We start from the raw sequence: 25,129 nt of genomic DNA, 5'->3' as shown, positions 1-25,129 counted from the left end.
AAAAAATAGAATTGAATTTGAGATTGCATTCCGATAATTATCGGATCTCGAATAGCTACGGGATAGTCTAAAAACTCATTAATTACCCCCCAATCGCGATCATACTGCGATTATCAGAATGTAAATTAGGGTCAGACAATTTTTCTAAATTATCCATACCGGCACGCACAGCCTTTTTACGTAGAATAGCTTCCAAAATCAATTGCTCCACATCTTCACCCGCTCTTAAAGCTGTCAACAAATCTGTTTCCTGATTGGAGAACAGACAGTTTTTGATTCTGCCATTGGCAGTTAGGCGGATTCTGTTGCAGGTACCGCAAAATGGATTGGTGACGGATGAAATCACCCCAAAATTCCCTTGGTATCCCTTAATCTGAAATTTTCTGGCTGTTAGATTCTCCTCATCAGGAAGCGCTATTAAATTTTCTGAACCCAAAGTGGATCCTACTGCAGATAACACCTCTTGTTCGGATACCATTTTAGATCGATCCCATTTATTCCCATCAAAAGGCATAAACTCGATAAAACGGGCAGAAATAGGAAGGTCTTTGGTGAATTTCACAAAGTCTACTACCTCATCATCATTGATGCCCTTCATCAGTACAATATTCAATTTCACTTCAAATCCTTCCCGAATAAACAGGTCGAGATTCTCCATCGTTTTTTCATAGCCTGATCTTCGGGTGATTTCCTTAAATCGCTCTTCTTTTAGGGTATCAAGACTGAAATTGACTTTTTTGAGTTGGTGTTTTTTAAAAATAGGGAGAAAGCGATCCGCCAAAATCCCATTGGTGGTAATAGACAAATCCACCGGAAATTGGGACAACTTTGCTAGAATAGCTTCAAAATCTTTACGAAGCAGGGGCTCTCCACCCGTAAGGCGTATCTTTTTTACACCCAAATTCACAAAAGTTCGAGCCAGACTTTCGATCTCATCAGCATTCATCAGAAATTTAGAAGGAGTCAAAGGAATCCCCTCTTCAGGCATGCAATACTGACATCGCAGATTGCATTTCTCGATCAGAGAGATTCTAAGATAGTCGTGTGTCCTACCAAATTGATCTTTGAGTACCTGTAGATTTTCAGTCTTTCCCATCATGCTTCGTTCCTCTCAATACTTTAAATACATGCAATAAATGCGGAAAAACCGCATCCATAGATTCCTTGGCGCCGTTGGTGGAGCCTGGAAGAGCCAAAACTAGGCAATCTCCAATAGTACCTGCCACCGACCTGGACAACATAGCGTAAGGCATGATTTTCTGTCCATAACTTCGAATGGCCTCTTCAATTCCAGGAATTCTCCTCTCCAAGATAGGTTCCAAAGCCTCTGGGGTAACATCCCGCTTGGATAACCCTGTTCCTCCGGCAAAAATCACCAGCTTGGTAGAGTCCGCATATTCCAATGCCTTTTTGCGAATTTGCTCCAGCTCATCAGGAATAATTTCATAGGAAGCGATATCCACTCCCATCGTTTCCAATTTGTCCACAATCGCCTTCCCTGCAGCATCTTTTTTGATCCCTTTAGATACAGAATCCGAACAAACGATCACTGCTGCATTAATGGTATCTGGACTTTGCTGTTTAAAGCTGCTTTTGCCACCTTTCTTCTCCACCAAACCTACTTCACGGATTACTATTCCTTTGTCTATCGGCTTGAGCATATCATACATGGTCAGTGCGATCACTGAGGCTCCATGCATGGCTTCTACCTCCACGCCTGTTTTATAGACTGTTTTCACCGTAATGAAAATATGAATTTCCATTCCCTGAATCTCATATTCCACTGCCGTAAATTCAATCGGAAGAGGATGACAATCTGGAATGGTAATATGTGTGTTTTTCACTGCGAAAAGACCGGCTACTTTGGCCATTTCGAATACATTTCCTTTAGGTACTTTATTTTCCTCCACGGCCGTGATGGTCTCAGGCATACTTACCTGAACAATAGCTTTCGCCTTGGCAACACGAAGGGTGGTTATTTTATGCGTAATATCTACCATTTCAAAATTTACTTTTCAGACTTCTGATTTCAGCTTTCTGAATTTATGCCCTTCCTACTGACTACTTTTTATCACTGTGAAAGAAAAGGCTTCGACTCCGCTCAGCCTGACATTCATTCCGTTTCCTATTTTCAGTTTCTAATTTCTTTCCCTTTTCAGACTTCTGACTTTTCACACTGCCTACTGCGACTGCCCACTGAAAACTGCTCAACTATTCACCTTCCACTGAGATTCTTCATTTTCGAAAATCTCCTTCCCAAAGATCGGAACTTCCGTTTTTACCTGATTGACCAGCCATTCAGTAGCTTCATAAACCGGCTTTCTTCTTTTGGAAGATACGAAAACGAAAATGCAAATCTCCCCAACTTTCACGTTTCCGAGACTATGATAAATATGTAAACAAGTCAAATCAAACTTTTCAAAAGCAGCTTCCCGGATTTCATGCAATTTTTCATTGGCCATCTCCTCATAACTCGTGAAGTCGATGGACTCAACTTTCTTGCCCTCCACTTCATCTGCTCTTACCTGGCCCAAAAAGATGTTATGAGCACCAATACTATGTTTGCTTTGATGCTTTGCGATGGATTCTGATATGAATTCTGGGGAAATCGCTCCTTCAAGAAATACTTTTTTCATTTTTCGTTAATTGTAATAAGTCTTTTGCTCCTCCACGTATCAACTTCAAATTCTGAAATCCTTTTTTGGAAAGCAACTCAGCGGCCTTTCTACTTCGAGCTCCTGATTGACAAAAGATGCGAATTTCTGCCTCTTTATCCAGTTTATTACTTTCGCTTTCCATTAAAGATAAGGGCATGCTGATGGAGTTAGCAAACTCTATTACAGGAACTTCACCTTTTTCTCTAACATCTAACAAGATAGCATCTCCAACTAGAGCTTCCTCTGGATTCAAAGACTCAAAGGAATTGGAATTTTCTTTTTTTTCCTTCTTCGGTGCATTCCCAAATTCAAACACTTGCTGAGAATGACTCAACATATCATAAATCAAGAGTTTGCCAGAAAGTACATCTCCGATCTCCAAAATGATTTTAATTGCTTCATTGGCTTGAAGCATCCCTATCAAACCTACAGTAGTTCCCAGAACTCCTGCTTCTGCGCAATTAGGAACGGTTTGATTTTCATCCGGAAAAATATCACGATAACTGGGCCCACCTTGGTAATTAAAAACAGAAACCTGTCCTTGAAATTGATGGATAGAGCCATAGACAAAAGGAATTCCTAATGCTAAGCAAGTATCATTAATCACATACCGGATAAAGAGATTATCTGTGGCATCAATGATCAAATCAAATCCTTGAAAAATCTTTTCTGAATTTTTGGAGCTAAGGTATTCTTCATACACCAAAACCTCCACATCTGGATTGTTTTTGATGATGGATTCTGCCGCTATTTTGGATTTATAGCTGCCAATTTGGTGGGGGCCATAAAGTACCTGTCTATGGAGGTTTGACTCCTCGATTTTATCACCATCGATAATACCTATTCTTCCCACGCCAGCTGCAGCCAAATATGGCAAAACAGCACAACCCAAACCTCCAGCACCTATGACTAGAATTTGACTATCGCGTAGTTTTTTTTGACCTGAGTCTCCTACATTGGGTAAATTTATCTGACGGATATATCGATTCATTTCAACCTCCAGAAAATGGTGGTAAAAAGGCAATTTCATCTCCATCGGAAAGTACCTGGTCTGAATCCTCAGATACAATTTTCCGGTTGATCGCTACCTGAAAGTGGTAATCGCCTAAACTATGTCTGGTGGATAATTCCATGAGAACCTGAGCCAAAGTCATATTATTTTCGGCAATATTCTCCGAATCACGCTGTGCTGCTTCTGCAATTACCCCGAAATATTTTACCTGAATCATAGGCTATAATTTTCATTCAATTTACAAAAGGAATCGTATTGAGGTTCTGAAAAATGAATTCATCTTCCAGTACAAAATCTAATTCCTCTTTTAATTTTCTCGATGCTAAATGTACGACCTCTCCAATTACAATAATGGCTGGAGCGGAAATCTTCTCCTTCTCAATCAACTCCTCAATGCTATCAATCGTTCCGACTACTTCCTTCTGCTCTGGTTTGGTACCATCTTGAATGACAGCGACAGGCAAATCCATTTTCCCTAAAGATTTATAAATAGAGGTAATTTCACTAATCTTCCCCAGCCCCATCAAAATGATCACTGTTGCAGTAGATTGTGCCGCTAAGGCCACATCCTTAGAAAGTTTTTTGCTGGTGGTGGTTCCTGTTATCACCCAGAAGCTTTCTGATACGCCTCGGGAAGTGACAGGAATGCCAATACTTGCCGGAACAGCAACACTGGAGGAAATTCCGGGAATGACGGATGTTTCTATTCCCAAACTCTCTACATATTCCTGCTCTTCTTTTCCTCGGCCAAAAACAAAAGGATCTCCACCTTTTAATCGCACCACATGCCCATAATTAAAAGCATATTCCACAATCATTTCATTGATCTGATCCTGAGAATGAGAATGCATTCCCTTTCTCTTACCCACGGGAATCTTCAAGGCCTTATTAGCGTAATCTAGAATTTCTTCATTTGCTAAGGCATCATAAAGTACGACATCTGCTTCCTGAAGCGCTTTGATCGCTTTTAAAGTCAATAGCTCCGGGTCTCCGGGTCCTGCTCCCACCAACGTGAGTTGAGGAGATTTTCCTGTGATTGTATTCATGGCTAGGTTTGTTAGGTAAGGCTATGCAATTCAGCTTTGGAATTGATATTGGTCAAGGCTGATTGGTTTTTTTGATAGACGAACAGTTTCATCGGATTCTGTTCGTTCACTAAAGGACAAAGCTTTAATCGGCTTTCCAATACTGCTTCGGCAAAAACAGGAAGTAATGATTTAGAATAGCATCCGATTAAAGGGTAATCATGTAATCCATCCGTCAAAAAGCAAATGCTGTTTTTACAGTTTTTTGCCTGAGTTATCAGTTCCGAAAGTACATTGGTTGTAATCTTTGGAATATCGCAACTAAGGATAAGGTTTGTCTGAGTATCCGAATGGGCAAGCGCGGTATAAATTCCTCCCACAGGCCCTTTATCATCTTGCAAATCTGATATCAGAGGGAATCCGAATTTCTGGTATGCTTTGTTCTTGGTCACCAAAGTAATATTACTACTAAGAGGAAAAATAGCTTCAAGAATCCATTGAATAAAAGGTTTACCCTGAAAATCAACGAGACCTTTCTCTTCTTGCATTCTAGTACTTTTTCCTCCGCAGAGAATGTACACCGCGATATTTTCTTTGCTTTGGCTCATTATAATTTGAAAGGGATGTAATGCACTTCATCCTCCTCCTGTATTTCTTTCACATCTTCTGGAACAAATAAAAACGCATTACTCTGTGTGAAGGATACCAGCATGCTGGAGGCTTGTTTGGGATATACTTCCAAAACTCCAGATTGCTCCCGGGCTTGTAAGAAAAGTGCTTTTTGAAATTTATTCACAAAATGACCTTTCATTTTCCCTTTTTTTAATTGAATATCAATCTTCTCTGTTCCATTCATTTTACGGATCGCCGCTGTGGCATAAATCAGGAAACAGGTTAAAGAAGAGGCTGGATTTCCAGGCAAAGCAAAAACCTGAGTTTTTCCTTTTTTCCCATACCAAAGCGGCTTCCCGGGTTTCTGATTAATCTTATAGAATTTTTCTTCTACTCCATTTCTTTCTAGAGACTCTTTGACAAAATCATAATCGCCCACAGAGATGCCGCCTGAAATCAAAACCATATCGGCATCCAAGGCTACTCTTATTGCCTCGAAAGTAGATTCCTTATCATCCAATACATGGTTAGAAAGAATCAACTCAACATTTTCAGCCTTCAGGGCTGTTTCAATCATCACTCGATTGCTTTCATAAACTGACCCGGGCTTCAGGGGCGTTCCTGGCTCCTGAAGTTCATTTCCCGTGACAATCAACGCTATTTTGGGTATTGGTATGACTAAAACCTCTGAGATGCCAAGACCGGCCAAGAACCCTACTATCGCAGCATTGATCTTGGTTCCTTTCTTTAAGACAATCTCTCCTTGCTTTATCTGCTCGCCGACAGGTCTCACGTTCGTTCCTTTTTCGGGAGTTTTGATAAGACGAATGCCTGAACTGGTTTTTTCTACATGCTCTTGCATGACCACAGTATCTGCCTGGTCTGGAACGCGGGCTCCGGTAAATATTCTAACACAATCTGCACTTCCAATTTTAAACTCGGCAAAATCACCTGCCTTGCTTTCTCCGATCAACCGAAGCTCATCCTTCCCATGCTTAAAAGCATAACCATCCATGGCTGATTGGCGAAAAGGCGGCAAACTAATCGGTGCTTGAACATCTTCTGCCAAAACACATCCATTCAATTTTGACAATGGCAAAAGAACAGGGGCTAAGGCTTCTGTGTTTTGATCAATAATAGAAAGCGCTTGGAAAACAGAAATCATAAACTATTCGAACAGGTGATAAAGATAAGTAATTTAAGTATAAATACTTATTTTTCTACGTATTTATTTTCATCAAAGAGTAAACTCTCTTTTAATTTATACCAAGAAAAAGAATTCTAAGCATTCCTTTCATACAGAAATAAAAAAGCCTGAAATCAAATTGATTCCAGGCCTATGTTTATTCAGGTTATTGAATTTTCACTTCATATTTTTCGTCTTACCAGCTTCCTCCAGCTCCACCGCCGCCGAAGCCACCGCCGCCAAAACCGCCGAAGCCACCACCTCCGCCGCCACCAAAGCCGCCGCCACCTCCAAAGCCACCGCCTCTTCGGCCACCGCCGCCCAGCATATTAGCTAGCATGATCGTGGTCCACAGATCTACACCGCCTCCACGGCCACCCATGTGGTTATCATTGTCATTTTTATTCCTTATCATTGGGAGGATCACGAAAATAAATATGAAGAACAAGAGGAAGAAAATCGCTCCTCCACCTTTTCCCTTAGATTCAATATCTTCTGCTTTATACTCACCAGAAGCTAATTTGAAAATCATGTCTGTTGCCTGATCCAAACCTTGGTAATAGGCCTCCATCTTAAAATTAGGGATGATGAGTTGCTCTACAATCCTTTTGGCAAGTGCATCCGGAACTGCTCCTTCCATTCCGTATCCAGTAGCGATAAAGACCTTTCGGTCATTCATAGCAGCCAAAATTAGAATCCCATTATCATTTTCAGCACCCCCTATACCCCAGTCTTCAGCCAATCGAAAGGCATAATCTGAAATATCATAATCCCCAACAGAACGCATCATGACGATGGAAATCTGAGTGGATGTGCTATCATTATAAGCCACTAGCTTGTTTTCTAATTGCTGGTTTTCAGCAGCAGAAAGTGTATTGGTAAAATCATTTACCAATCTGGGAGGATTTGGAGAAGGAGGAAAATCCTGAGCGAATAACGCTCCTGAAACAAAAATTAATAAGAATACTATTGGGCGGATCTTAGGATCCAAATGAAATCTCATCAGGAAGTTCGTTTATGTCTGAATCACCTTGATAAGGGAAATGCGTTCCTAGTTGCTTACCGGCTTGATTAATGCCTTCTATCAGACCTTGTGTAAATTCGCCAGCTTTGAAATGACTGGCCATTTGTTCTTTAATATTTTCCCAGAAATCCTCTGGGACAGCTTCATTAATCCCTGAATCACCTAAAATGGCAAACTTCTTATCGGTCACTGCGAGGTAAAATAATACCCCGTTTCTGTCCTGAGTTTGATACATTTTAAGTTTATCAAAAACCTCCACTGCTCTATCAAGTACATCGATTTTGCATCGACTTTCTATGTGTACCTGAATCTCTCCTGATGTAGCTACCTCTGCAGATTTGATGGCGTTAATAATCGCCTCTCTATCTGCAGAAGAGAATAATTTTGAAGCCATAGCTATTAATTAAAACTGGACTGAAGGGGCATTTTCTGAACCTGCAGCGGCCTCAAAGTAGCCTTTTTGTTCGAAGTCGTACCAGCCCGCAAAGATATTGTTAGGGAATATCCGAAGGTTTGAATTGTAAGCCTGAACCGACTCGTTAAACTTCCGTCTTGCCACAGCAATTCTATTTTCTGTTCCTTCCAACTGAGCCTGAAGTTCTAGGAAGTTTTGATTTGCTTTTAAATCAGGATAACGCTCCACAGTGACCAAAAGCCTACTCAATGCTCCAGAAAGTTGGTCTTGTGCCTCCTGAAATTGAGCTAATTTATCTGGTGTAAGATTACTTGCATCCACATTGACCGAAGTCGCTTTTGCTCTAGCCTCTACAACGCCTGTTAAAGTCTCTTGCTCAAAATCTGCATATCCTTTGACCGTATTCACCAAGTTTGGAATAAGATCAGCTCTTCTTTGATATTGGGTTTCCACCTCGGCCCATTGTCCATTTATCTGCTCTTCAGTTTGGACAAATTGATTATAGGTTCCTACTGCCTTGGTATAGATGAAAATCCCGACCACGGCTAATATTAAAATAGGAATCAGTAATTTTTTCATAGTTGCTCTTTTGGTTTAGTAAACTGAATTATTCACGGAATATGAATTGGGAAGTTTTATTCCCCTCCAATGAAAGTCAAAAATATCCTTTTTTCTTCGAATAGGCGCACAATATCTCAAATCTGCTTTTCTAGCACGATTCGAAACTGAAGATCTTCGTATTTCTCTATATCTTCTCCTTCATACCTTCTGATCTCCAAGTCAATTTCTTTTCCATCTTCGGATCGAAATAATTTAATGATTTCATGTAACTCCCAGATAAAAATTGGGACTTTATTAATGGAGAGAATTTCGTCAAAAGTCACAATGCCTACCTCGCTTGCTGGAGAATTGACTCTAACCTGACTGACATAAATCCTATTTTCCTCGGTTGGCACTTTTTTCAATGACATGCCACTCATATCATACTCAAATGGCTGGTAGAAATTATCACCTTTTTGGATCAAAACCCTTTCTCTTGGATAATCATAAATCATATTCATCCTCCCTAAGACTTCTGATCCCAAGCTTCCTTGCCTTCCAGATTCTTTGATCACATAGCTAAACGGTGTCTCCTCGGGATAGGAAGTAAGAACCTCGTCTAAGCGCATATTTTTGATTTTCAAGTTTTTCACCCTACCAATAAAGCCAAATAGCTCTCCACCTAAACTCTGACCAAGCTGGGTTTCAATAAAACGATTGGGCAAGAATATGTCATTGGAAGTCTCCTTATTTAACAACAAGCCATGATTTGCCCCAGTGTCAATCAATAATTTGGTTTCCAGCACCGGTCCATTTTCTTGTTTTACTTTAGCCTCGATATAGGGTTTTTGCCCCTCAATAATCATATCCAGCTTTTTATAAAATAGGGGTTTCCATTTCAATGCTCCTCGCTGATAAAAGGAAATCATTTCCTGGTCATAATCAATCTTGATCGGGTTGTATTTAAAAAACTCATAGCCAATGATCCCATAAATCGGAATTCCGATCACTTTTTCCAATTCCAAAAAGTCCTCCTCCAAAACCAATAAGTTTTGGAAAGTTCCTTCTAATGGCCCAAGGTCTAAATGGTTAGAGGGTGAAACAAATGCCACCAGACTTGCGGCTCCATCCGCTCCCACTAAATTGAGTTCTCGAGAATAGGACAGTTCCATTGCATCTCCTAGACTCTTGCTAAAGAGGATATTGGCGCGAACACCGGTGTCTACTAGAAAGTTGACAGGGTAATTTCCATTGATCGAAACTGGTAAAATGATTAAATTATTCGAGGCGTAAAAAGGGATTTGAACTTTCCTCTTTTCTTCTTTCATATAAAACCCCGGTACTTGGGAAATCCCCTTTTCTATAAAGAAAAAGCATAAAAATAGAAGTACAGCAATCCTATGATTCATTTGGGCTTAGTAACCTGGGTGACAGTTATAAGTTAATCCTTTTTAAAAAAAAAGCATATGGAATTTCTTAAATTCCATTGACAACAACATCTTTTACGGATTTGATGATTCTTTGTTGAATTTAGATTAATACCAAATAAGCGTAGAATTGTTTGCTCCCCTTGCCAAAAATCATAGAATCTCTCATCTTTATTTTTTAGTATCCAAAATATGGCCGATAAAGCACTTATAGAAAAAGCGAAAAAGATTTTTGAATATTTTCTCTCCAAAAAAGGAAGTAGAAAAACCCCAGAAAGGTTTTCAGTGATCGATGAGCTTTATTCCTTGCCAGAGGATGAGCACATGGATGTAGAGGGCCTTTTTCTTAGCATGCGCAATAAGGGTTATACCATCAGTCGAGCGACTATTTACAACACATTGGATCTTTTGGTAGAAAGTGGCCTTGCTGTCAAGCACCAGTTTAAAGACAAAGTGGCTTTATATGAGCAGGCTTTGACTTACAAGCATCATGACCATCATGTCTGCAACCAATGTAGAAAAATCCGAGAATTCTCCGATCCAAAAATCAATGAGATCAAGGAGACTGTGGGAGCAGAATTTAACTCCTCCATCAAAAGTCATTCTCTGGTATTATATGGTGACTGCCTCATCAAAGACTGTGAAAACAAATTGGACTTAGTCTAACTCTCCTTTCTAAAAAACCTGCGGTAAATGGGTTTTCTATAGGCAAATTGTACCCATAGCAAGGGATACATCAGGAATGTCATTAACCCGAAAGGGGAAGAATAGTTGATTTCATCCTGTATGATACTTCCATTTTCAGATTTAATGATGCGATGCTTATGTTTCCAGCTTTTTAGGAAGAAAGGTAAAATCTTGCCTTGATCCACAAAGTAGAATTCCTTTTCATTTGTTTGATCTTCCACAATTTCACTTATCCATTTTTGGCGAAAAAGAATAAAGTTTAACTCCAGAGATACCAAATCCCCTTTCTTGGATCCATCAAACTGTAGGAGTTTTACTGGTGGGAAAGGTGGATTAAGCTTTTCAAATAGCTCCTTCCCAAATTCAGCTTTTACTGCTAGATAATCTTTCTCTACCGAAGTTTTAAGAGTCAGTTTCATACTTGATTTAAAAACTTAGGACAAAAAGGAAAAACAAAATCAACCAGATTGCATCCATAAAGTGCCAATAGACTGTGAATAACCGAATCCTCATTTTTTCATAAGGATTGGTAAGCAACACAAGATTTTTGATCTGGTCTTCTTGGTGCTTTCGAATCTGCCGCAATAAAATGATGGCAAAAATCATCGCTCCCAATAAGTGGAAAATATGAATACCGGATAACACATAGAGGAAGCTTCCGCTGGGGATTCCTGTAAAATTAACACCCATATTCGTCAACTCCAGCCATCCTACTAACTGGAAAAGCGTAAAAGCCAAACCAAGTAGAAGGGTGTTTCGAAGGGCAGCCTGAAGTTTTAGGGTATTTTCTTCTTGATAATAGTACCTCATTTTGGTAGCTGTATAGCCACTCAGAATGATCAGAACCGTGGAAACAACAAATGAAACCGGAACTTTCTGATTCAGTCCCTCAAGGTATTTTCGATCCGAAAAGAGAAAAGCAACCGTCAAAAAAAGAAAAAGAAGACCACTGCCCACCATTCCCAAAAACAAAAGCGTTTCGTAATGATGCAGACTTTCCAATCTCTGTAGCCAAGTTTTGGTCTCTTTTGGATGCTCCATGACAGCTAAACATTTTACAGCTCCATAGGTTCATAATTTTCTAAATCAATTCAATTTAGCCCAAAAGACAGTAGAATGCCCTAAATTTGTCTTCTTAAATCATCCCATACAAAAACCACCATTTTGGATCGACAGTCTTTTCTTTCTTTATATAAATCTGACCCGATTTTTCAGACTCTTGCGCATGAATTGAACCAAGAGGAACCCTTTAAAATTCAGTTAAAAGGAGTTTCCGGAAGTTTGGATATGATATTGCTCGCTTCCTATTTTCAGGAACATGGGGGATATCACCTTATTGTAGCACAGGATAAGGAGGAAGCTGCCTACCTCAACTCGGATTTACAAAACCTGCTTGACACAGAAGAACACATGATTTTTCCTTCTAGTTTTAAGAGGGCTTATCAATACGAGGAAGTAGACAATGCCAATGTACTTTTGCGAGCAGAAATGCTGAACATGGTGCTGGAAGCCAAAGAGAAATCAAGGATTATTATTACCTATCCAGAGGCTCTTTACGAACGAGTAATCAATAAAAGATCGCTACAGGAAAATACTTTTATAGCGAAAGTAGGTGAATCGGTGGATATGGAATTTGTCTCTGAAATTCTAACCAGCTATGATTTTGAAAAAACTGATTTCGTATATGAACCAGGTCAGTTTGCTATTCGTGGGGGAATTTTGGATGTCTTTTCTTTTGCTAATGAAAACCCTTACCGACTAGAACTATTCGGAAAAGAAATAGAAAGTATCCGAACTTTCGATCCAGAAAGTCAGCTGTCCATTGCCAGTGTGGATCAAATATCCTTGATCCCGAATGTACAAACCAAACTTCTTCAAGAAGTACGTCAATCTTTCCTGAGCTTTCTGCCAGAAAATTGCAGAGTATGGCACAAAGATTATCAATTGACTTTGGATGTGATGGATGAGTGTTTTCATAAAGCGGAGCAGTCTTTTGATTTGATCGCCCAGCAAACTCAAACAGATAAGCTGATGCTGAAACCAGAAGATTTGTTTGACAAAGGAAAAGACTTGGTTGAATTGGTGAGCAAACATTCACAGATTGAGTTTGGCAGACAATTTTATTTAAAAAACAGCAAGCAAATTCAATGGGAAAGTAAACCTCAGCCTTCCTTCAATAAGAATTTTGACCTTCTGGTAGAAAACTTTTCTGAAAACGAGAAGAAGGGATTTATCAATATCCTGACTGCAGAAAATGAAAAACAAATTGAGCGCTTACTAGGCATTTTTAGAGAGCTGGACCCTACACTTCAGGTACAAAGCATGCTCTTAGGCTTGAGAGAAGGATTTGAGGACCGACTACTTAAATTAGTTTGTTATACCGATCACCAGCTTTTTGAGAGATTTCATCGATATAGGACCAAAAACAAAGCGAGTAAATCCAAGGCCCTTACGATTAAGGAGTTAAAGGCACTTCATCCCGGAGATTACATTGTGCACGTAGATTATGGAGTCGGTAGGTTTGCAGGCTTAGAAAAAGTGGATGTAAATGGAAAACTCCAAGAGGCAGTAAGATTGGTCTTTCGAGACGATGACCTTTTGTACGTCAACATTCATTCTCTTCATAAAATATCCAAGTATTCAGGTCAGGAAGGCACCATGCCCTCCATGTCGAAGCTCGGATCTCCAGAATGGGACAATAAAAAGAAAAGAGTCAAAATCAAGGTCAAGGATATTGCAAAGGACTTGATTGCACTATATGCCAAACGGAGGTCAGCAAATGGCTATCCCTTTACCAAGGACTCTGTTCTTCAGGTGGAGCTGGAATCCTCTTTCATATATGAGGATACCCCCGATCAGGCCTTGGCAACAGAAGATGTCAAAGCCGATATGGAAAAATCCTACCCCATGGATCGCCTAGTTTGTGGAGATGTAGGTTTTGGTAAGACAGAAGTCGCAATTCGAGCAGCATTTAAAGCCGTAAATGACAGAAAGCAAGTTGCAGTGCTCGTTCCAACGACCATTTTGGCGATGCAGCATTACCAGACCTTTAGCGAACGGCTGGAAAATCTCCCGGTGAAGGTGGAATACATCAACCGTTTTCGCACAGCAAAGCAAATCAAAGAAATTATCTCCCAGGTCAAGTCTGGTGAAATCGACATTTTAGTAGGAACCCACAAGATTGTCAACAAGGATATCGTCTTCAGAGATTTGGGTCTCCTAGTCATTGATGAGGAGCAAAAGTTTGGTGTCAAAGTCAAAGACCAGTTGAAAAATCTAAGGGTAAATGTAGATGTACTTACTTTAACAGCAACACCTATCCCCAGAACGCTGCATTTTTCACTAATGGGGGCAAGAGACCTTTCGGTAATTGCAACACCTCCACCAAACAGGCAACCTGTTACTACTGAGGTGGCGACATTTCAGGAAGAAACCATCCGTGATGCAGTGGCTTATGAATTACGAAGAGGTGGGCAGGTATTTTTCGTCCACAACCGTGTGGGTGAGATTGATAGCATCGCGAATTTGATTATGAAATTGGTTCCAGATGCCCGAGTGATAGGAGCTCATGGTCAAATGGATGGAAAAAAACTGGAAAAAATCATGGTCGATTTCATCCACCATGAATACGATGTACTGGTTTCTACCAATATCATCGAATCAGGTTTGGATATTCCTAATGCTAATACCATCATCATCAACCGAGCTCATATGTTTGGATTGAGTGACTTACACCAGATGCGGGGAAGAGTAGGTAGAAGTAATAAGAAAGCATTTTGTTTTTTATTGACTCAACCGATGTCTGGACTTACACCTGAAGCAAGGAAGAGACTTCAAACATTAGAGGAATTTTCTGATCTGGGAGATGGCTTTAAAGTGGCCATGAAAGATTTAGATATCAGAGGTGCCGGCAATCTTCTTGGTGCGGAGCAAAGTGGATTTATCACAGACCTTGGGTTTGAGATGTACCATAAAATCCTAGATGAGGCTGTCACTGAATTGAAGGAGAATGAATTCGCAGCATTATTTGAGGTGGACCTGAAAGAAAAAGTCAAAGTCTTGGTTCAGGATTGTACAATTGAGACGGATTTGGAACTGTTGATCCCTGAAGAGTACGTCAGCAATATTTCAGAGCGGCTTGGTCTGTATTCCAAGTTAGATGCTATCAAAAATGAAGAAGAATTGGCCAAATTTTCTACTATGCTAGCAGATCGATTTGGGCCATTACCAGAATCCGTGAAAGACTTGATGGAAACAGTGAGACTGAGGTGGATGGCCGAACGATTAGGGATAGAAAAGCTTATGCTAAAGGGAAATCAAATGAAGTGTTATTTGCTTCCATCATCAAGAGATGATTTTTATTCTTCCGAAATTTTCGGAAAAATCATGAAATTTGTACAGATTCATGCCAAGAGAAGCAAAATAAAAGAACATAAAAACCGTTTGATTCTTACAGTTGCGGAAATTTCAACCATTTCAAAAGCCCAAAATGCCTTAAATGAGATGTCAGAGGCTTGATTTTAATAAAGTTTAACTGGCATAAATATTGTAGTTTCCCATACCGATTTTGCAGATAAATTGAGATTTTGCATGTTAAAGTGCATTTATCAATCTTGCTGACATAAAAAACGATTGGAAGTAGCCCGTATAGCTTCTATATTTACGAATTGATCAAGACCTTAAATACTTATAAATATGCGTCTGAGTAACAAATCTTGGGGAATGTGGACCGCAGCAATGGTTATTGTGGCTGGTTCTATTCTTACCTCTTGTAACAAAACTCCAGGTTATGGTAGAAGGACTGCCAATAAGCCCGGTAAAACAAGCGCGACCACAGGTGCAGAATTCAGCTTTGAAGAAAATGACTCCACCAATTTTTTCGTGGCGAAAAATGCTGAACAAATTCCTGGACCCAACTTGAAATTTATTCAGGGTGGACGTGCTGTTTTGGGTACGCAAGAGGAAGATGTTATGGCATTCCGCGATAACTTGGAGAGAACAGTAACTATCTCAAATTTCTACATGGATGAAACAGAAATCACGAACAATGATTATCGTGAATTCCTTTTCAATATGAAGAAAAATGTCAGTGCTGATTCCATCTTAAAATTAGAACCTTCTGAAGATGTATGGTCAGGTGAAATGTCATTCAATGACTTATACCAATCTTATTATTTCAGATTCCCAGGTTTTAATTTCTATCCTGTTGCTGGTGTCTCTTGGGTGCAAGCAAATGCTTATTCCAAGTGGAGAACAGAATATGTTCAGGAGCTAGTGAGAGAAGAAAGAGGAATCGACTCTTCCTTTACCAAAAATCAATTGATTGAAAGAGGTGTGGCGATGGCTGATTTCAGACTTCCTAATGAAGGTGAGTGGGAATATGCAGCTAAGGCGATGATTGGTACGCAGTACTTGGATGAAAATCAAGAGTACGGTAGAATCTATCCTTGGGATGGTAGAGGCGTTAGAAACCCTTACAATGTGAAAAGAAAAGGTAAGCAAGGTGATTTCTTAGCCAACTTCAAAAGAGGTCGTGGTGATTACGCGGGTATCGCTGGTAATCAAAGAAATGACGGTGAAATCCTTCCAACCAATGTTTACGATATGGCTCCAAATGATTTTGGATTATATCATATGGCAGGTAATATGAATGAGTGGGTATATGATGTTTACCGACCACTATCTTATCAAGATTTTGATGATTTGAACCCCTTGAGAAAAGATGGATCTTTTGATGAAATTGAGAACTACGAAACTTCTATGTTGAGCGATGAATTTAGAGTTTATAAAGGTGGTTCTTGGAAAGATGTAGCCTACTGGCTTTCTCCAGGTACCCGTAGATTCATGCACCAAGACTCTGCTACAAATGCAATTGGTTTCAGATGTGCAATGATTTCCATCGGAGAAAAAGGAAAATAAAAAGAAATAACTAACTGAAATAGCCCTGAAGATGTAATACTCTTCGGGGCTTTTTTATTTCCCAAAAATCCAAGATTTTTGACTTATGGAAGAAAAGCAGGGCATCCGAATTAACAAATACCTGAGCGAAGTAGGGTTTTGCTCCCGAAGAGAAGGGGATAAATTACTGGAAGCAGGTAGAATCACGCTAAATGGCAAGATCCCTGAAATTGGTACCAAGGTAATGCCAAAAGACGTTGTTTGCGTGGATGGAAAGCCTGTAGGAAAGCCTATCCAAGACCATGTTTACATTGCCTTCAATAAGCCCGTAGGAATTGTTTCTACTACAGATACCAAGGCTGAGAAAAACAATATGATTGATTATATCGGGCATCAACAAAGGATTTTCCCAATCGGACGCTTGGATAAGGATAGTGAAGGCTTGATTTTTCTGACGAGTGAAGGAGATATTGTCAATAAAATCCTTCGGTCTAAAAACAACCATGAAAAGGAGTATATCGTCACGGTGGACAAACCCATTACTGATCGATTCATTCAGAAAATGGGGGCAGGAATACCTATCCTAGATACTGTCACCGACCCTTGTAAGGTGGAAAAAATCTCTAAAGTCAAATTTCGAATTATTCTTACCCAAGGACTCAATAGACAAATTAGGAGAATGTGTGAATATTTGGGCTATGAGGTCAGACAGTTGAAGAGGATCCGAATCATGAATGTACACCTGGATATTCCTGTAGGAAAATGGAGAGATTTAACTGCAAGTGAATTAAAGGAATTGAATGATTTAGTATCAGAAAGTTCCAAAACTGTAGACTGAACCTTTACTTTTTTTGATAGACTCTCACATAGTCTACGACATATTCCTTTGGGAAAACGGTGGAACTTGGATCTCCTCCATTGGAACCTAAAGCCAAGTTTAGCAGGATATAATGAGGCTGATGAAAAGGATTAAAACCATCCGGATTGATTGTTTTGCTTAAGTCAATTTCATTAATAAGTTCATCATCCAGGTAAATCCTGATATATTCCTCGTTCCAGTCCATCTTCCAAACATGAAATTTCTCTGCCCATTGAGGGTCCTCTGATAGAAATTTTGAAAATGGAATTTTGGCATCATCCCAAGCTGCTCTTTTCGTTTCATGGGCCCAGGCTGAATTGGCCAATATGGTTGGAGACCCTTCAACTTGATAATATTCCAATACATCTATCTCACCATTGGCAGGCCAAGGTTTTGACACTCCCAAAGTCCAAATAGCAGGCCACATACCCGATGAGGTATCAAACTTTGCCCTTACTTCTAAAATCCCATACTGAAATTCAAATTTCCCTCTTGTATTAATACTGGAGGAAGTATATTCTGCATACTCTCTAGATTTCTTCCAGTTTTCACTTCCTGCCTCATAATTCGGGTTTTTCACTTGTTCCCTTCTTCCTTCAAAGTGCAAAAACCCATTTTTTTGATTGACATTTGATTCCTGATACCATTGAAGTTCCCTATTCCGGACGAAGCCTTTCTCAAAATTCCAATATTCCCGATCTACACTACCTTCTTTAGTGAATTCATCCTCCCAGACCAAGGTGTAATCAGAAGGAACCTGCTGGCTGATTGCGTTTTGAAATAAAAAAATAGAGCTAATACTTAATAAGAGTCTTTTCACGAGCTTGAGTATGAGGTTCATCGAAAATTACTGCTTTATATGAATATTTCCAGACTTTTTACTTCCAGTCTCGGACCTTTGAAAAAAGTTCTGTCTTTATATGAATATTGCCAAATATCTTAACAATCTGGTTTTCAAACCATTATTTTCATTTTTCACGTATAAATAGTATAACCAAAACCCAAAAAGCCATGAATACTGTTTCTAAAATTGAGCATTGGGCAGATACTCACCATCCCCAATGGATTGACTTCTTGCGAATTCTCTTAGGCCTTTTTATCCTTTACAAAGGGATTCTTTTCATTTCCAATACGGACGCTCTTTTAGCCTTGATGGAAAATGCTGATTTACAATTTGTGAATCTAGGGTTGGCTCATGTAGTGGCCTTTGCACATTTGATGGGGGGTATTTTGATAGCCATGGGCTTAATGACCAGAGCTGCTGTGGGCGTTCAAATTCCGATTCTTTTGGGAGCGGTACTATTTGTCAATAGCCAACAAGGATTTCTCTCAGTTTCAAACAATTTGGAGTTTGAGTTATCTCTACTTACGCTCATCCTTTTGTTTGTCTTCTTAATATATGGCTCAGGTAAATTCTCTGTAGATCATTGGATGAAAAAACACCCAAATGGTTAATACCTTTTAATCAACTCTTTTATAGGTCAGGGCTCCAACACAACTATTTACTCTTCCATTAGGAGTATCATTGCAAGGATACACCAAATCAAAAGTTCTGTTATTTGGAGAAAAAATCATACTACCTGTTATGGGGTAGGTGCCTGTAACCTCCGTTTCCTGAAGATTTTCTTTTGGAACATATATGAGGTATGCATCCAATTTTAACTCATACATCTTGGAAATATTCTCTGTATAGGACTCTCCACGGAGTTCGTATGTTCCAATTGCATTACTGTAATAACCTAGTATGTTGGTAGTCTCACTTTCTCTAATCAAAATACTTTTCTCCAATGTGCCATCTGTCTGAAAAATATATTGGAAGATAAAAAAGACTTTTTGATCGGAATTATAAACTGCACGCTGCCAAATTCCTTCAAGCGGACTGAGCGGCAATATGTCTTTGTCTTCTTTACAGGAAAATAAACCCAAGAGAATTATGAAAAGAAAAATTTCCCGAAAGATTTTCATAGAATGCTAATTTTTAGATAGGAGGAAAGCTTATCCCTATAACGAAATGTTTGAACCAATTGAAACGATTGGTGTTTAATCCTTCAAACCAACTTTTCCTCTTCCTATTGGAAGGTTATAATAGATGGCAACCTGAGAATGTTTATTATTTCCCTGGTTTTTCATGACATTCACTATTCCTCCTACATATCTGATACCCACTGCATCTATCTTATACTTCCCGATGAAAGCCCCAACACCCACAATATAGGAAGCATCGATTTGATTGATTTGATTTCTAACATCCACTTCCAGGGACAGTTCTCCATCTGGGACTTTCTTCTCAAAATAGTCTTTTGCTTTCCTTGTCCTCCAAGAAAACTGTGCCCCTCCTTCAAGAAACAACCCCATATCAGTTAAATATCGAATGGTAGGAGCCACACTTAAATAGCTTATTTTTCGATCGAACTTGGTTCCTGAATAAAGAGCATCCAGTTCTGGATCCATTAGAGAATAAGCTGGAACTCCTGCTGCTCCTCTGACATATTTACCTAATAATTCCAAATTCCAAGCCCAATTATCATCAAACTTCCGGCTGAAAAACAAGCCTAAATTCAAAGAGCCCAAACCTAATGCTTTAGAATCTTCAATGTTTGTAATCCCATTTAAGCTGTAATCTACATGCAATCCAAAGGTATTGTCCTCAGTATTCAACTTATCACCAAAAATTAAACTCATTATTACTTGAGCATTTGAAACTTGATGAAGACAAAAAAAGCAGACTATTAGGAGAACTGAGCGTTTTATTTTCATTATTTCATTTTTTTGAATCCTGGAAATCTCCAGTTCAGATTCAGCAAGAACTGACTTCTTTTACCAAATACACCTAGTTCTGTTCTCAACATCCAGTTCTTATTGAATTGATATTGTGCGCCTAAAATAATGTTGAATGGTGCTGTTACTTTCTTGTCTAGTTTATAATCAATATAGCTATCAGAAGTATCTATTCCTTCTGCAGCATCTTCCAATTTCCCAATAATTTGCTTGACTACAACTCTTTGTGCTGGTGGCAGACCATCAGCCCAATCGTTTAACATTGCAATGAAATTACCTTCTCCAAATCCTGGGAATATATCTGATACAGCAATATTACCTTGGGTGTCGTTTTGAATTATTTGATAGAAAACCCCTGCCCAAATGGAAAGCGTTCTCTCGGGGTGATTCACATCGGGAATAGCATGACCAATTCTCAAACTACTATTAAAAGCGGGAACGGGTTCTACTACTACCTCCACATCTGCGAAATTGTAATTGTTGTCCCATGCAATCCAAATCGGGCCAAAAGCACCCGTAAGAGTGGCTCCTAAACCATAGCTATCTACGGAAAACTTCTGACTTGTTTCAAAACCTACTGGACTCAATAAAGTCACATCAGTTTGGGTGGTTCCTCCACCGATAATCCCATAAACGTTTAAAAAAGGTAAAACCCACAAATCAGGCCTTATAGTATAGGCATTGGTATTGGCGATCGTAGGCCCAAACTTAATCAGGCTACTTACATCTATCATCTCACTGTTGTTGAACCCAATGAGCGTTTTCTCAATGGTTATTTCTTGACGCTGTGTAAAATAAATACCACTGACTCCCCAAGCATAAGGTAAGTCGTACCCCCTTTTGTAGGCTCCTTTTCCTAGAATCGGAAAAACCATCGGATAATCTATTTGTTTTAGGCTATCAAAATATTCATCGTGAACATCATTAAAAATCTTCTGGGCTCCCTGAGCAAATAGCTGAGATTGGAACAAAAAAAATAAACTGAAAACCAACGCAAATATCCCCCAAAAGGAAAATGATTTTTTTCTGTATTGCCCTCTTTCCATTCGTTAAACTTCTTGGTTTTGTTCTTATTAAGTTAATTAATTAAATGCCATCTCCAGAATTTTCCAGATATTCATTGATTTCTTGCATTGGTGAAAATTCAATTTTTAAAGAGAAAATATATAAACCATATAAGCTTTATTCCAGATGGATTCCTCCATTTCTTAATTCAATTTCTTAAAATACAGACTATAGCCAATTAGAATCCCAATATTGGAATACTTGGCTTTTGTAATGGCAAAGGTGCCTTCAAGAGGTGGGTTTGGATTAGTTTCTGAGTAATTGATTTCCTGAACATAAGAATCGGTACTTCCAAAACTATAGGTCAGCCCAATGGTCAAATTACTCTGCTCATTTCTTTTTACAGCACCAAAACTCAAATGGAAAATGTCCCATTGGGTAATTTCCGTCCTCAGCTGATCTCCCAAAACTAAGTCAGGATCAAAGTAACTGAAGTCAGACCTAATACTTCCTAAAAAGCTTAAACTTGGTTTGACATAATGATCCATACCAATTGAAAAATTGGTCACTGATTTCATCGATGTCTCAACATTTAGAAAATCTGAACTGGTAATCCCTTCAATAATATCTGGTCTTATCAATTGATTCGGCTCTGCCTCAATAATCTTGTAATTGTCTATTCCTAAAAAATGAGTGACATTAATTGAAAGTGTATTTTTTCCAAAAGTTTTATGCCCTCCAATAGCCAATTCCAAAGGCGACTTATATTTTGATTTCAATTTTTCTTGACGATCTGAAGCATAAGCAGAAATTCTATTGTCAGAGATTTCTAATTTATTATTAACCAAAGTCAAATCTTTAGCTACCGTCCCATTTCCAAGCACTTTAATGCCTGGTGTGGTCAAAGTAAATCCAAGACCATAATTTTGTCCTTGATAGTTAATTCCACCTTTGAGAGCAGTACGGATATTAAAGTAGTGTACAAACTCATTAGAAGTTCTCGAAATTAATAAGGGGTCCACCTCATTTGTTAAGGTTTTTCCTGAAAACTGGTAGGTAAAATCCACAGTTCTGATCGTATTCAATAATGTTAATCCTATCCCTAATCTCGGACCTATTTTTTTAGATACTCCTAAGGCAAGAGTCGTTTCCTGAACTCTGGTATTGATGGAAGACTCGGCTAGTAATTCCTCTTCACCCGGGCTTTCACTTTCTTCCACTAAATCACTTAAACGATCAATTCTCGCTACCCCATTAAATTTAAAACTTACAGGAGTCAGAAGCCCATAATTCAAACGAAATCCATTCTTCAATTTTAAAGCTCCGCTAATTAGCAAGGGAACTGTATTGAACTGAAGTCCTTTAAAATCTGCTTTTTCTCCTAAGGCATTCTCAATTTTAATATTCTCCAAACCATACAAATTGGCATTTAGGGACAAACTAGTCGTATCCAAAAAGGCTAAATTTCCAGGATTATAAAAAACACCGGCATTGTCAGTGGTGTCTGATAAAACAGCTCCTCCAAGCAAGGCCGCTCGAGTTCCAAATTGATTACCCCAGTGGTTTGTGTCTTGCGCCTTTAGTCCACATGAGATTAACAGCAATAAAAGCCCAATAACAAAAACCCTCCATGCGGAAACATCATGGCTCGTCCTATCTAAAAATATCTTTGTAGATGACTTCATATTCAGGAGAAAAAATCACTAAGACAATAATTTTCTAAAATGAATTTCATTTAAGGCTTCTGAAGCCATGATCATTTGATATAGATTGACACAACTGCAGAATGAAATTCTTATTCATTGACCTCAACTTATTTTGGAAACAAGAATATCACTACCGCTCTCCAACCCCAATCTGCCTTGCCTCCCTCTGGAGCTGCGAGGTTTAACCTTGGACCAACAACAAATTGTGTTTTTTGCTTACCTAAAGAAGTTACGGCAGAGATTGTAGGATTTAACCAAAGCGTCGAAGTTGAAGCTTTCCAATTCTGAGTCCATTCCATATTTGCTCCAATTCCTGCCCCTGACTTCCAGTTATAGTTGACAAATGGCTGAACAAACATTTGACTGACATCAGGTCTTTCTGCATTACCTGCCACTGACCAGATTTGATTGATCAAGCCTCCCACTGTCCATCCATTCATCTGCTTCAAAGCAACTGCCGTTGGCCCCATTCCAAATTTCTTAGTGGTAAGGAAATCATTTGTTCCTACAGGAAGCAAAAGAGCTGGACCAACCCCCCAAGTAAGTTTTTCTGAATTTGTAGGAGAGAAGAAAGCAGACATGACCGCATCACCCAAACCAGCCTGCTTTTCGCCTGGAGCGGTGATATTATATTGAGTGATTACCGGGACAACAATCCTAGTGATCATGTTTATATTCTTATTGATTGAAATTGGAACAACCGGCTGAATATTCATTGTATTTCTACTTCCTTTCAAAGATCCTATTCCATAATCCGTATTGTTTTGGAAAGGAACTGAAATCAGCGATGCGATAGGGTTCGCAAGTTTTTTAGCCAACTCTGCTGCATCATCTTGAGCGAATCCAAATTGAAAAATGGCTAAAAGAAAAAAAGCACTTAGTATAATTTTTTTCATGGTTTTTAATTATTGCTTTGGGTTCAATTATTAAATAAAAATGAATCTTAATGTTTTTAAATTTAAAGAATTGTAGCTGACAATTTTTATTTATGATCAAGAATCTGACTTATTTCGAAGTAATTTCTATATAAAAAAAGGTTTTCAGATTGCTCTCCTTGTAATAGAAATCATATGATGTATAGGGAGTTTATCAACCTAATTCGGTTACTCTAAGATTCTCTCAATATCAACCAAATGATGAAAATTAAATACGGGAAAATTTATCTATTTAAAATTCCACCTCTGGTTCATTAAAAGATCAAATATTTCGAGTATTAGATTAAATTCAGCAACTATTTAGACTGGGTTTATTACTGTCATAAATTTCATGAAAGGCTTCTATAAAAATTCTGGCAAAGAAAAAATTAACTGGACAATCCTTTGCTGTATTGCACTCTTTTTCAATTTATTGAACCCTTTTAAATTGTCTGCCCAATCTGAACCTCAATACAAATTAGGTTTTATTCCCGCCTCGATATCTGAGATTGATGTCGCTTTTCCTTTACTAACCAAATGGAAAATTTCAGGCCAGGTAGATGTACAATTAGTCTCACAAGGTGCTTATACCAATTCAAACCCTTATGCTTATGTGCAGCGCTTTGTTGTCAGGCCTTGGCTGGTTTACTCAGGATTTAAACATATGAAGTTTTATGTTGGCTACGCACGAAATAAGAAATATGAGATCGAGGAGGCTGGAAATCCAGAAATTCTAGAAAGGCGATTGATACTGATGGGAACTTATATGCAAAAAATGCCCAAAGGAAGTCTGTTCGAACAAGTGAGATTCGAGACAAAATTTTTCGATGATAAAAATGGTATCAAACGCACCATCCCTCGATTAAGAGGACGTTTTGGTGTCAATCATTACCTCAAACAAAAGGAAAACCCAATTTTCACATCTCAGAACATCTCTTATTATACGGAGATCATGTTCAAATTCCCTTCAAAGGAATATGCCAAAAACCGATTCGACATTTTTCGACAATCCGTGTATTACTCAGCTGGATTGACCAAAAACCTGACCATGCTCACAGGGATCATTGCTCAGATGCAGTTAAGAACAAATGGAAATCAGTTTGATGTGTATTATGGACCGACCGTAGCCTTGAAATGGAACTTCCAACCGAAAGTGAGAGAGACTTTTGATATGGTAAGTAATGATGTGAATTAAGGAGATTGACTATAATTATGTCATCAACTTTTATGTTTTACCGGTTGAAAGTAAAATGACTGATAATCTATATAGCCATAGCGAATCTGGTGACTGAGACTGAAAACTATTAACTCAACATCTATAGATTAATCCATTTGGATTCCCCTTTTATTCTTCGGTTTGAGTTAGAATGAGGCTAAGGGATTA

At 38.8% G+C, this 25,129-nt stretch carries 26 protein-coding genes; 6 read left to right on the top strand and 20 right to left on the bottom strand.

The features are described from left to right. Positions 1-82: 82 nt before the first annotated feature. The 12 genes from moaA to ALPR1_RS01480 all read right to left on the bottom strand — a co-directional run bounded on the left by moaA (position 83) and on the right by ALPR1_RS01480 (position 9,880). Positions 83-1,099, bottom strand: coding sequence for a GTP 3',8-cyclase MoaA (gene moaA, locus ALPR1_RS01535; RefSeq protein WP_008197933.1), 1,017 nt, complete (start codon positions 1,097-1,099; stop codon positions 83-85). Next, the gene (moaCB, locus tag ALPR1_RS01530) at positions 1,083-2,000 is read right to left on the bottom strand and encodes a bifunctional molybdenum cofactor biosynthesis protein MoaC/MoaB (protein WP_008197931.1); all 918 of its coding nucleotides are present in this window, start codon (positions 1,998-2,000) and stop codon (positions 1,083-1,085) included. Before moaCB ends, moaA begins: the two co-directional genes overlap by 17 nt. A gap of 207 nt (positions 2,001-2,207) precedes the next feature. Beyond that, positions 2,208-2,636: a molybdenum cofactor biosynthesis protein MoaE gene (locus tag ALPR1_RS01525; protein WP_008197929.1), complete on the bottom strand. Its 429-nt coding sequence runs from the start codon at positions 2,634-2,636 to the stop codon at positions 2,208-2,210. Beyond that, positions 2,617-3,648, bottom strand: coding sequence for a HesA/MoeB/ThiF family protein (locus ALPR1_RS01520; RefSeq protein ID WP_008197927.1), 1,032 nt, complete (start codon positions 3,646-3,648; stop codon positions 2,617-2,619). Before ALPR1_RS01520 ends, ALPR1_RS01525 begins: the two co-directional genes overlap by 20 nt. A gap of 1 nt (position 3,649) precedes the next feature. Further along, positions 3,650-3,886: a MoaD/ThiS family protein gene (locus ALPR1_RS01515; protein ID WP_008197926.1), complete on the bottom strand. Its 237-nt coding sequence runs from the start codon at positions 3,884-3,886 to the stop codon at positions 3,650-3,652. 16 nt (positions 3,887-3,902) lie between these two features. After that, complete coding sequence (gene cobA / locus ALPR1_RS01510) at positions 3,903-4,715, bottom strand: uroporphyrinogen-III C-methyltransferase (RefSeq protein WP_008197925.1); 813 nt, start codon at positions 4,713-4,715, stop codon at positions 3,903-3,905. 11 nt (positions 4,716-4,726) lie between these two features. After that, positions 4,727-5,302, bottom strand: coding sequence for a molybdenum cofactor guanylyltransferase (locus ALPR1_RS01505; protein ID WP_008197924.1), 576 nt, complete (start codon positions 5,300-5,302; stop codon positions 4,727-4,729). Beyond that, on the bottom strand, positions 5,302-6,471 hold the full coding sequence (locus tag ALPR1_RS01500) for a molybdopterin molybdotransferase MoeA (protein ID WP_008197923.1): 1,170 nt from the start codon (positions 6,469-6,471) through the stop codon (positions 5,302-5,304). The genes ALPR1_RS01505 and ALPR1_RS01500 overlap by 1 nt, the downstream gene beginning before the upstream one ends. A 217-nt stretch (positions 6,472-6,688) precedes the next feature. Further along, positions 6,689-7,495, bottom strand: a complete 807-nt coding sequence (locus ALPR1_RS01495; protein ID WP_008197922.1) for a TPM domain-containing protein — start codon at positions 7,493-7,495, stop codon at positions 6,689-6,691. Continuing rightward, positions 7,473-7,910, bottom strand: coding sequence for a TPM domain-containing protein (locus tag ALPR1_RS01490; protein ID WP_008197920.1), 438 nt, complete (start codon positions 7,908-7,910; stop codon positions 7,473-7,475). The genes ALPR1_RS01495 and ALPR1_RS01490 overlap by 23 nt, the downstream gene beginning before the upstream one ends. A 9-nt stretch (positions 7,911-7,919) precedes the next feature. Next, positions 7,920-8,510 (bottom strand): LemA family protein, encoded by a 591-nt coding sequence (locus tag ALPR1_RS01485; RefSeq protein WP_008197918.1) that lies wholly within the window; start codon positions 8,508-8,510, stop codon positions 7,920-7,922. Between the two features lie 116 nt (positions 8,511-8,626). Further along, positions 8,627-9,880, bottom strand: coding sequence for an aspartyl protease family protein (locus ALPR1_RS01480; protein WP_008197917.1), 1,254 nt, complete (start codon positions 9,878-9,880; stop codon positions 8,627-8,629). A gap of 210 nt (positions 9,881-10,090) precedes the next feature. On the opposite strand from ALPR1_RS01480, the gene ALPR1_RS01475 reads away from it, so the two are divergent. Beyond that, a complete protein-coding gene (locus ALPR1_RS01475; RefSeq protein ID WP_008197915.1) occupies positions 10,091-10,564 on the top strand; it encodes a Fur family transcriptional regulator in 474 nt (157 codons plus the stop codon). On the opposite strand, the gene ALPR1_RS01470 is transcribed toward ALPR1_RS01475, so the two are convergent. Beyond that, positions 10,561-11,004 (bottom strand): SRPBCC family protein, encoded by a 444-nt coding sequence (locus ALPR1_RS01470; RefSeq protein WP_008197913.1) that lies wholly within the window; start codon positions 11,002-11,004, stop codon positions 10,561-10,563. The genes ALPR1_RS01475 and ALPR1_RS01470 overlap by 4 nt on opposite strands. A 7-nt stretch (positions 11,005-11,011) precedes the next feature. Then, a complete protein-coding gene (locus ALPR1_RS01465; protein WP_008197911.1) occupies positions 11,012-11,626 on the bottom strand; it encodes a cytochrome c oxidase subunit 3 in 615 nt (204 codons plus the stop codon). Between the two features lie 123 nt (positions 11,627-11,749). Here ALPR1_RS01465 and mfd point away from each other — a divergent pair, with 123 nt between their 5' ends. From mfd to rluF, 3 genes are all read left to right on the top strand, one after another. Beyond that, entirely contained in the window at positions 11,750-15,103 is a 3,354-nt protein-coding gene (gene mfd / locus ALPR1_RS01460; RefSeq protein WP_008197910.1) for a transcription-repair coupling factor, read from the top strand. 177 nt (positions 15,104-15,280) lie between these two features. Then, positions 15,281-16,504, top strand: coding sequence for a gliding motility lipoprotein GldJ (gene gldJ / locus ALPR1_RS01455; RefSeq protein WP_008197909.1), 1,224 nt, complete (start codon positions 15,281-15,283; stop codon positions 16,502-16,504). Between the two features lie 85 nt (positions 16,505-16,589). Continuing rightward, positions 16,590-17,321, top strand: coding sequence for a 23S rRNA pseudouridine(2604) synthase RluF (gene rluF / locus ALPR1_RS01450; RefSeq protein WP_008197908.1), 732 nt, complete (start codon positions 16,590-16,592; stop codon positions 17,319-17,321). 4 nt (positions 17,322-17,325) lie between these two features. Here the strand turns inward: rluF and ALPR1_RS01445 are convergent, their stop codons facing one another. After that, positions 17,326-18,183: a glycoside hydrolase family 16 protein gene (locus ALPR1_RS01445; RefSeq protein WP_008197907.1), complete on the bottom strand. Its 858-nt coding sequence runs from the start codon at positions 18,181-18,183 to the stop codon at positions 17,326-17,328. Positions 18,184-18,353: 170 nt separating this feature from the next. Here ALPR1_RS01445 and ALPR1_RS01440 point away from each other — a divergent pair, with 170 nt between their 5' ends. Continuing rightward, entirely contained in the window at positions 18,354-18,797 is a 444-nt protein-coding gene (locus ALPR1_RS01440) for a DoxX family protein (RefSeq protein ID WP_008197906.1), read from the top strand. A gap of 6 nt (positions 18,798-18,803) precedes the next feature. On the opposite strand, the gene ALPR1_RS01435 is transcribed toward ALPR1_RS01440, so the two are convergent. The 5 genes from ALPR1_RS01435 to ALPR1_RS01415 all read right to left on the bottom strand — a co-directional run bounded on the left by ALPR1_RS01435 (position 18,804) and on the right by ALPR1_RS01415 (position 23,727). Beyond that, complete coding sequence (locus ALPR1_RS01435; protein ID WP_008197905.1) at positions 18,804-19,307, bottom strand: hypothetical protein; 504 nt, start codon at positions 19,305-19,307, stop codon at positions 18,804-18,806. Between the two features lie 75 nt (positions 19,308-19,382). Continuing rightward, positions 19,383-20,024, bottom strand: coding sequence for an outer membrane beta-barrel protein (locus ALPR1_RS01430; protein WP_040302435.1), 642 nt, complete (start codon positions 20,022-20,024; stop codon positions 19,383-19,385). 74 nt (positions 20,025-20,098) lie between these two features. Continuing rightward, positions 20,099-21,166: a hypothetical protein gene (locus tag ALPR1_RS01425; protein ID WP_008197903.1), complete on the bottom strand. Its 1,068-nt coding sequence runs from the start codon at positions 21,164-21,166 to the stop codon at positions 20,099-20,101. 162 nt (positions 21,167-21,328) lie between these two features. After that, positions 21,329-22,810, bottom strand: coding sequence for a hypothetical protein (locus ALPR1_RS01420; protein ID WP_008197902.1), 1,482 nt, complete (start codon positions 22,808-22,810; stop codon positions 21,329-21,331). Positions 22,811-22,938: 128 nt separating this feature from the next. Further along, complete coding sequence (locus tag ALPR1_RS01415) at positions 22,939-23,727, bottom strand: hypothetical protein (protein WP_008197900.1); 789 nt, start codon at positions 23,725-23,727, stop codon at positions 22,939-22,941. A 370-nt stretch (positions 23,728-24,097) separates the two neighbouring features. On the opposite strand from ALPR1_RS01415, the gene ALPR1_RS01410 reads away from it, so the two are divergent. Next, positions 24,098-24,940: a DUF2490 domain-containing protein gene (locus tag ALPR1_RS01410; RefSeq protein WP_008197898.1), complete on the top strand. Its 843-nt coding sequence runs from the start codon at positions 24,098-24,100 to the stop codon at positions 24,938-24,940. Positions 24,941-25,129: the final 189 nt, after the last annotated feature.

The organism is Algoriphagus machipongonensis, from assembly GCF_000166275.1.
In the GTDB taxonomy this organism is placed as follows: Bacteria; Bacteroidota; Bacteroidia; order Cytophagales; family Cyclobacteriaceae; genus Algoriphagus; species Algoriphagus machipongonensis.
This window is presented reverse-complemented; position numbering and strand designations above follow the sequence as displayed.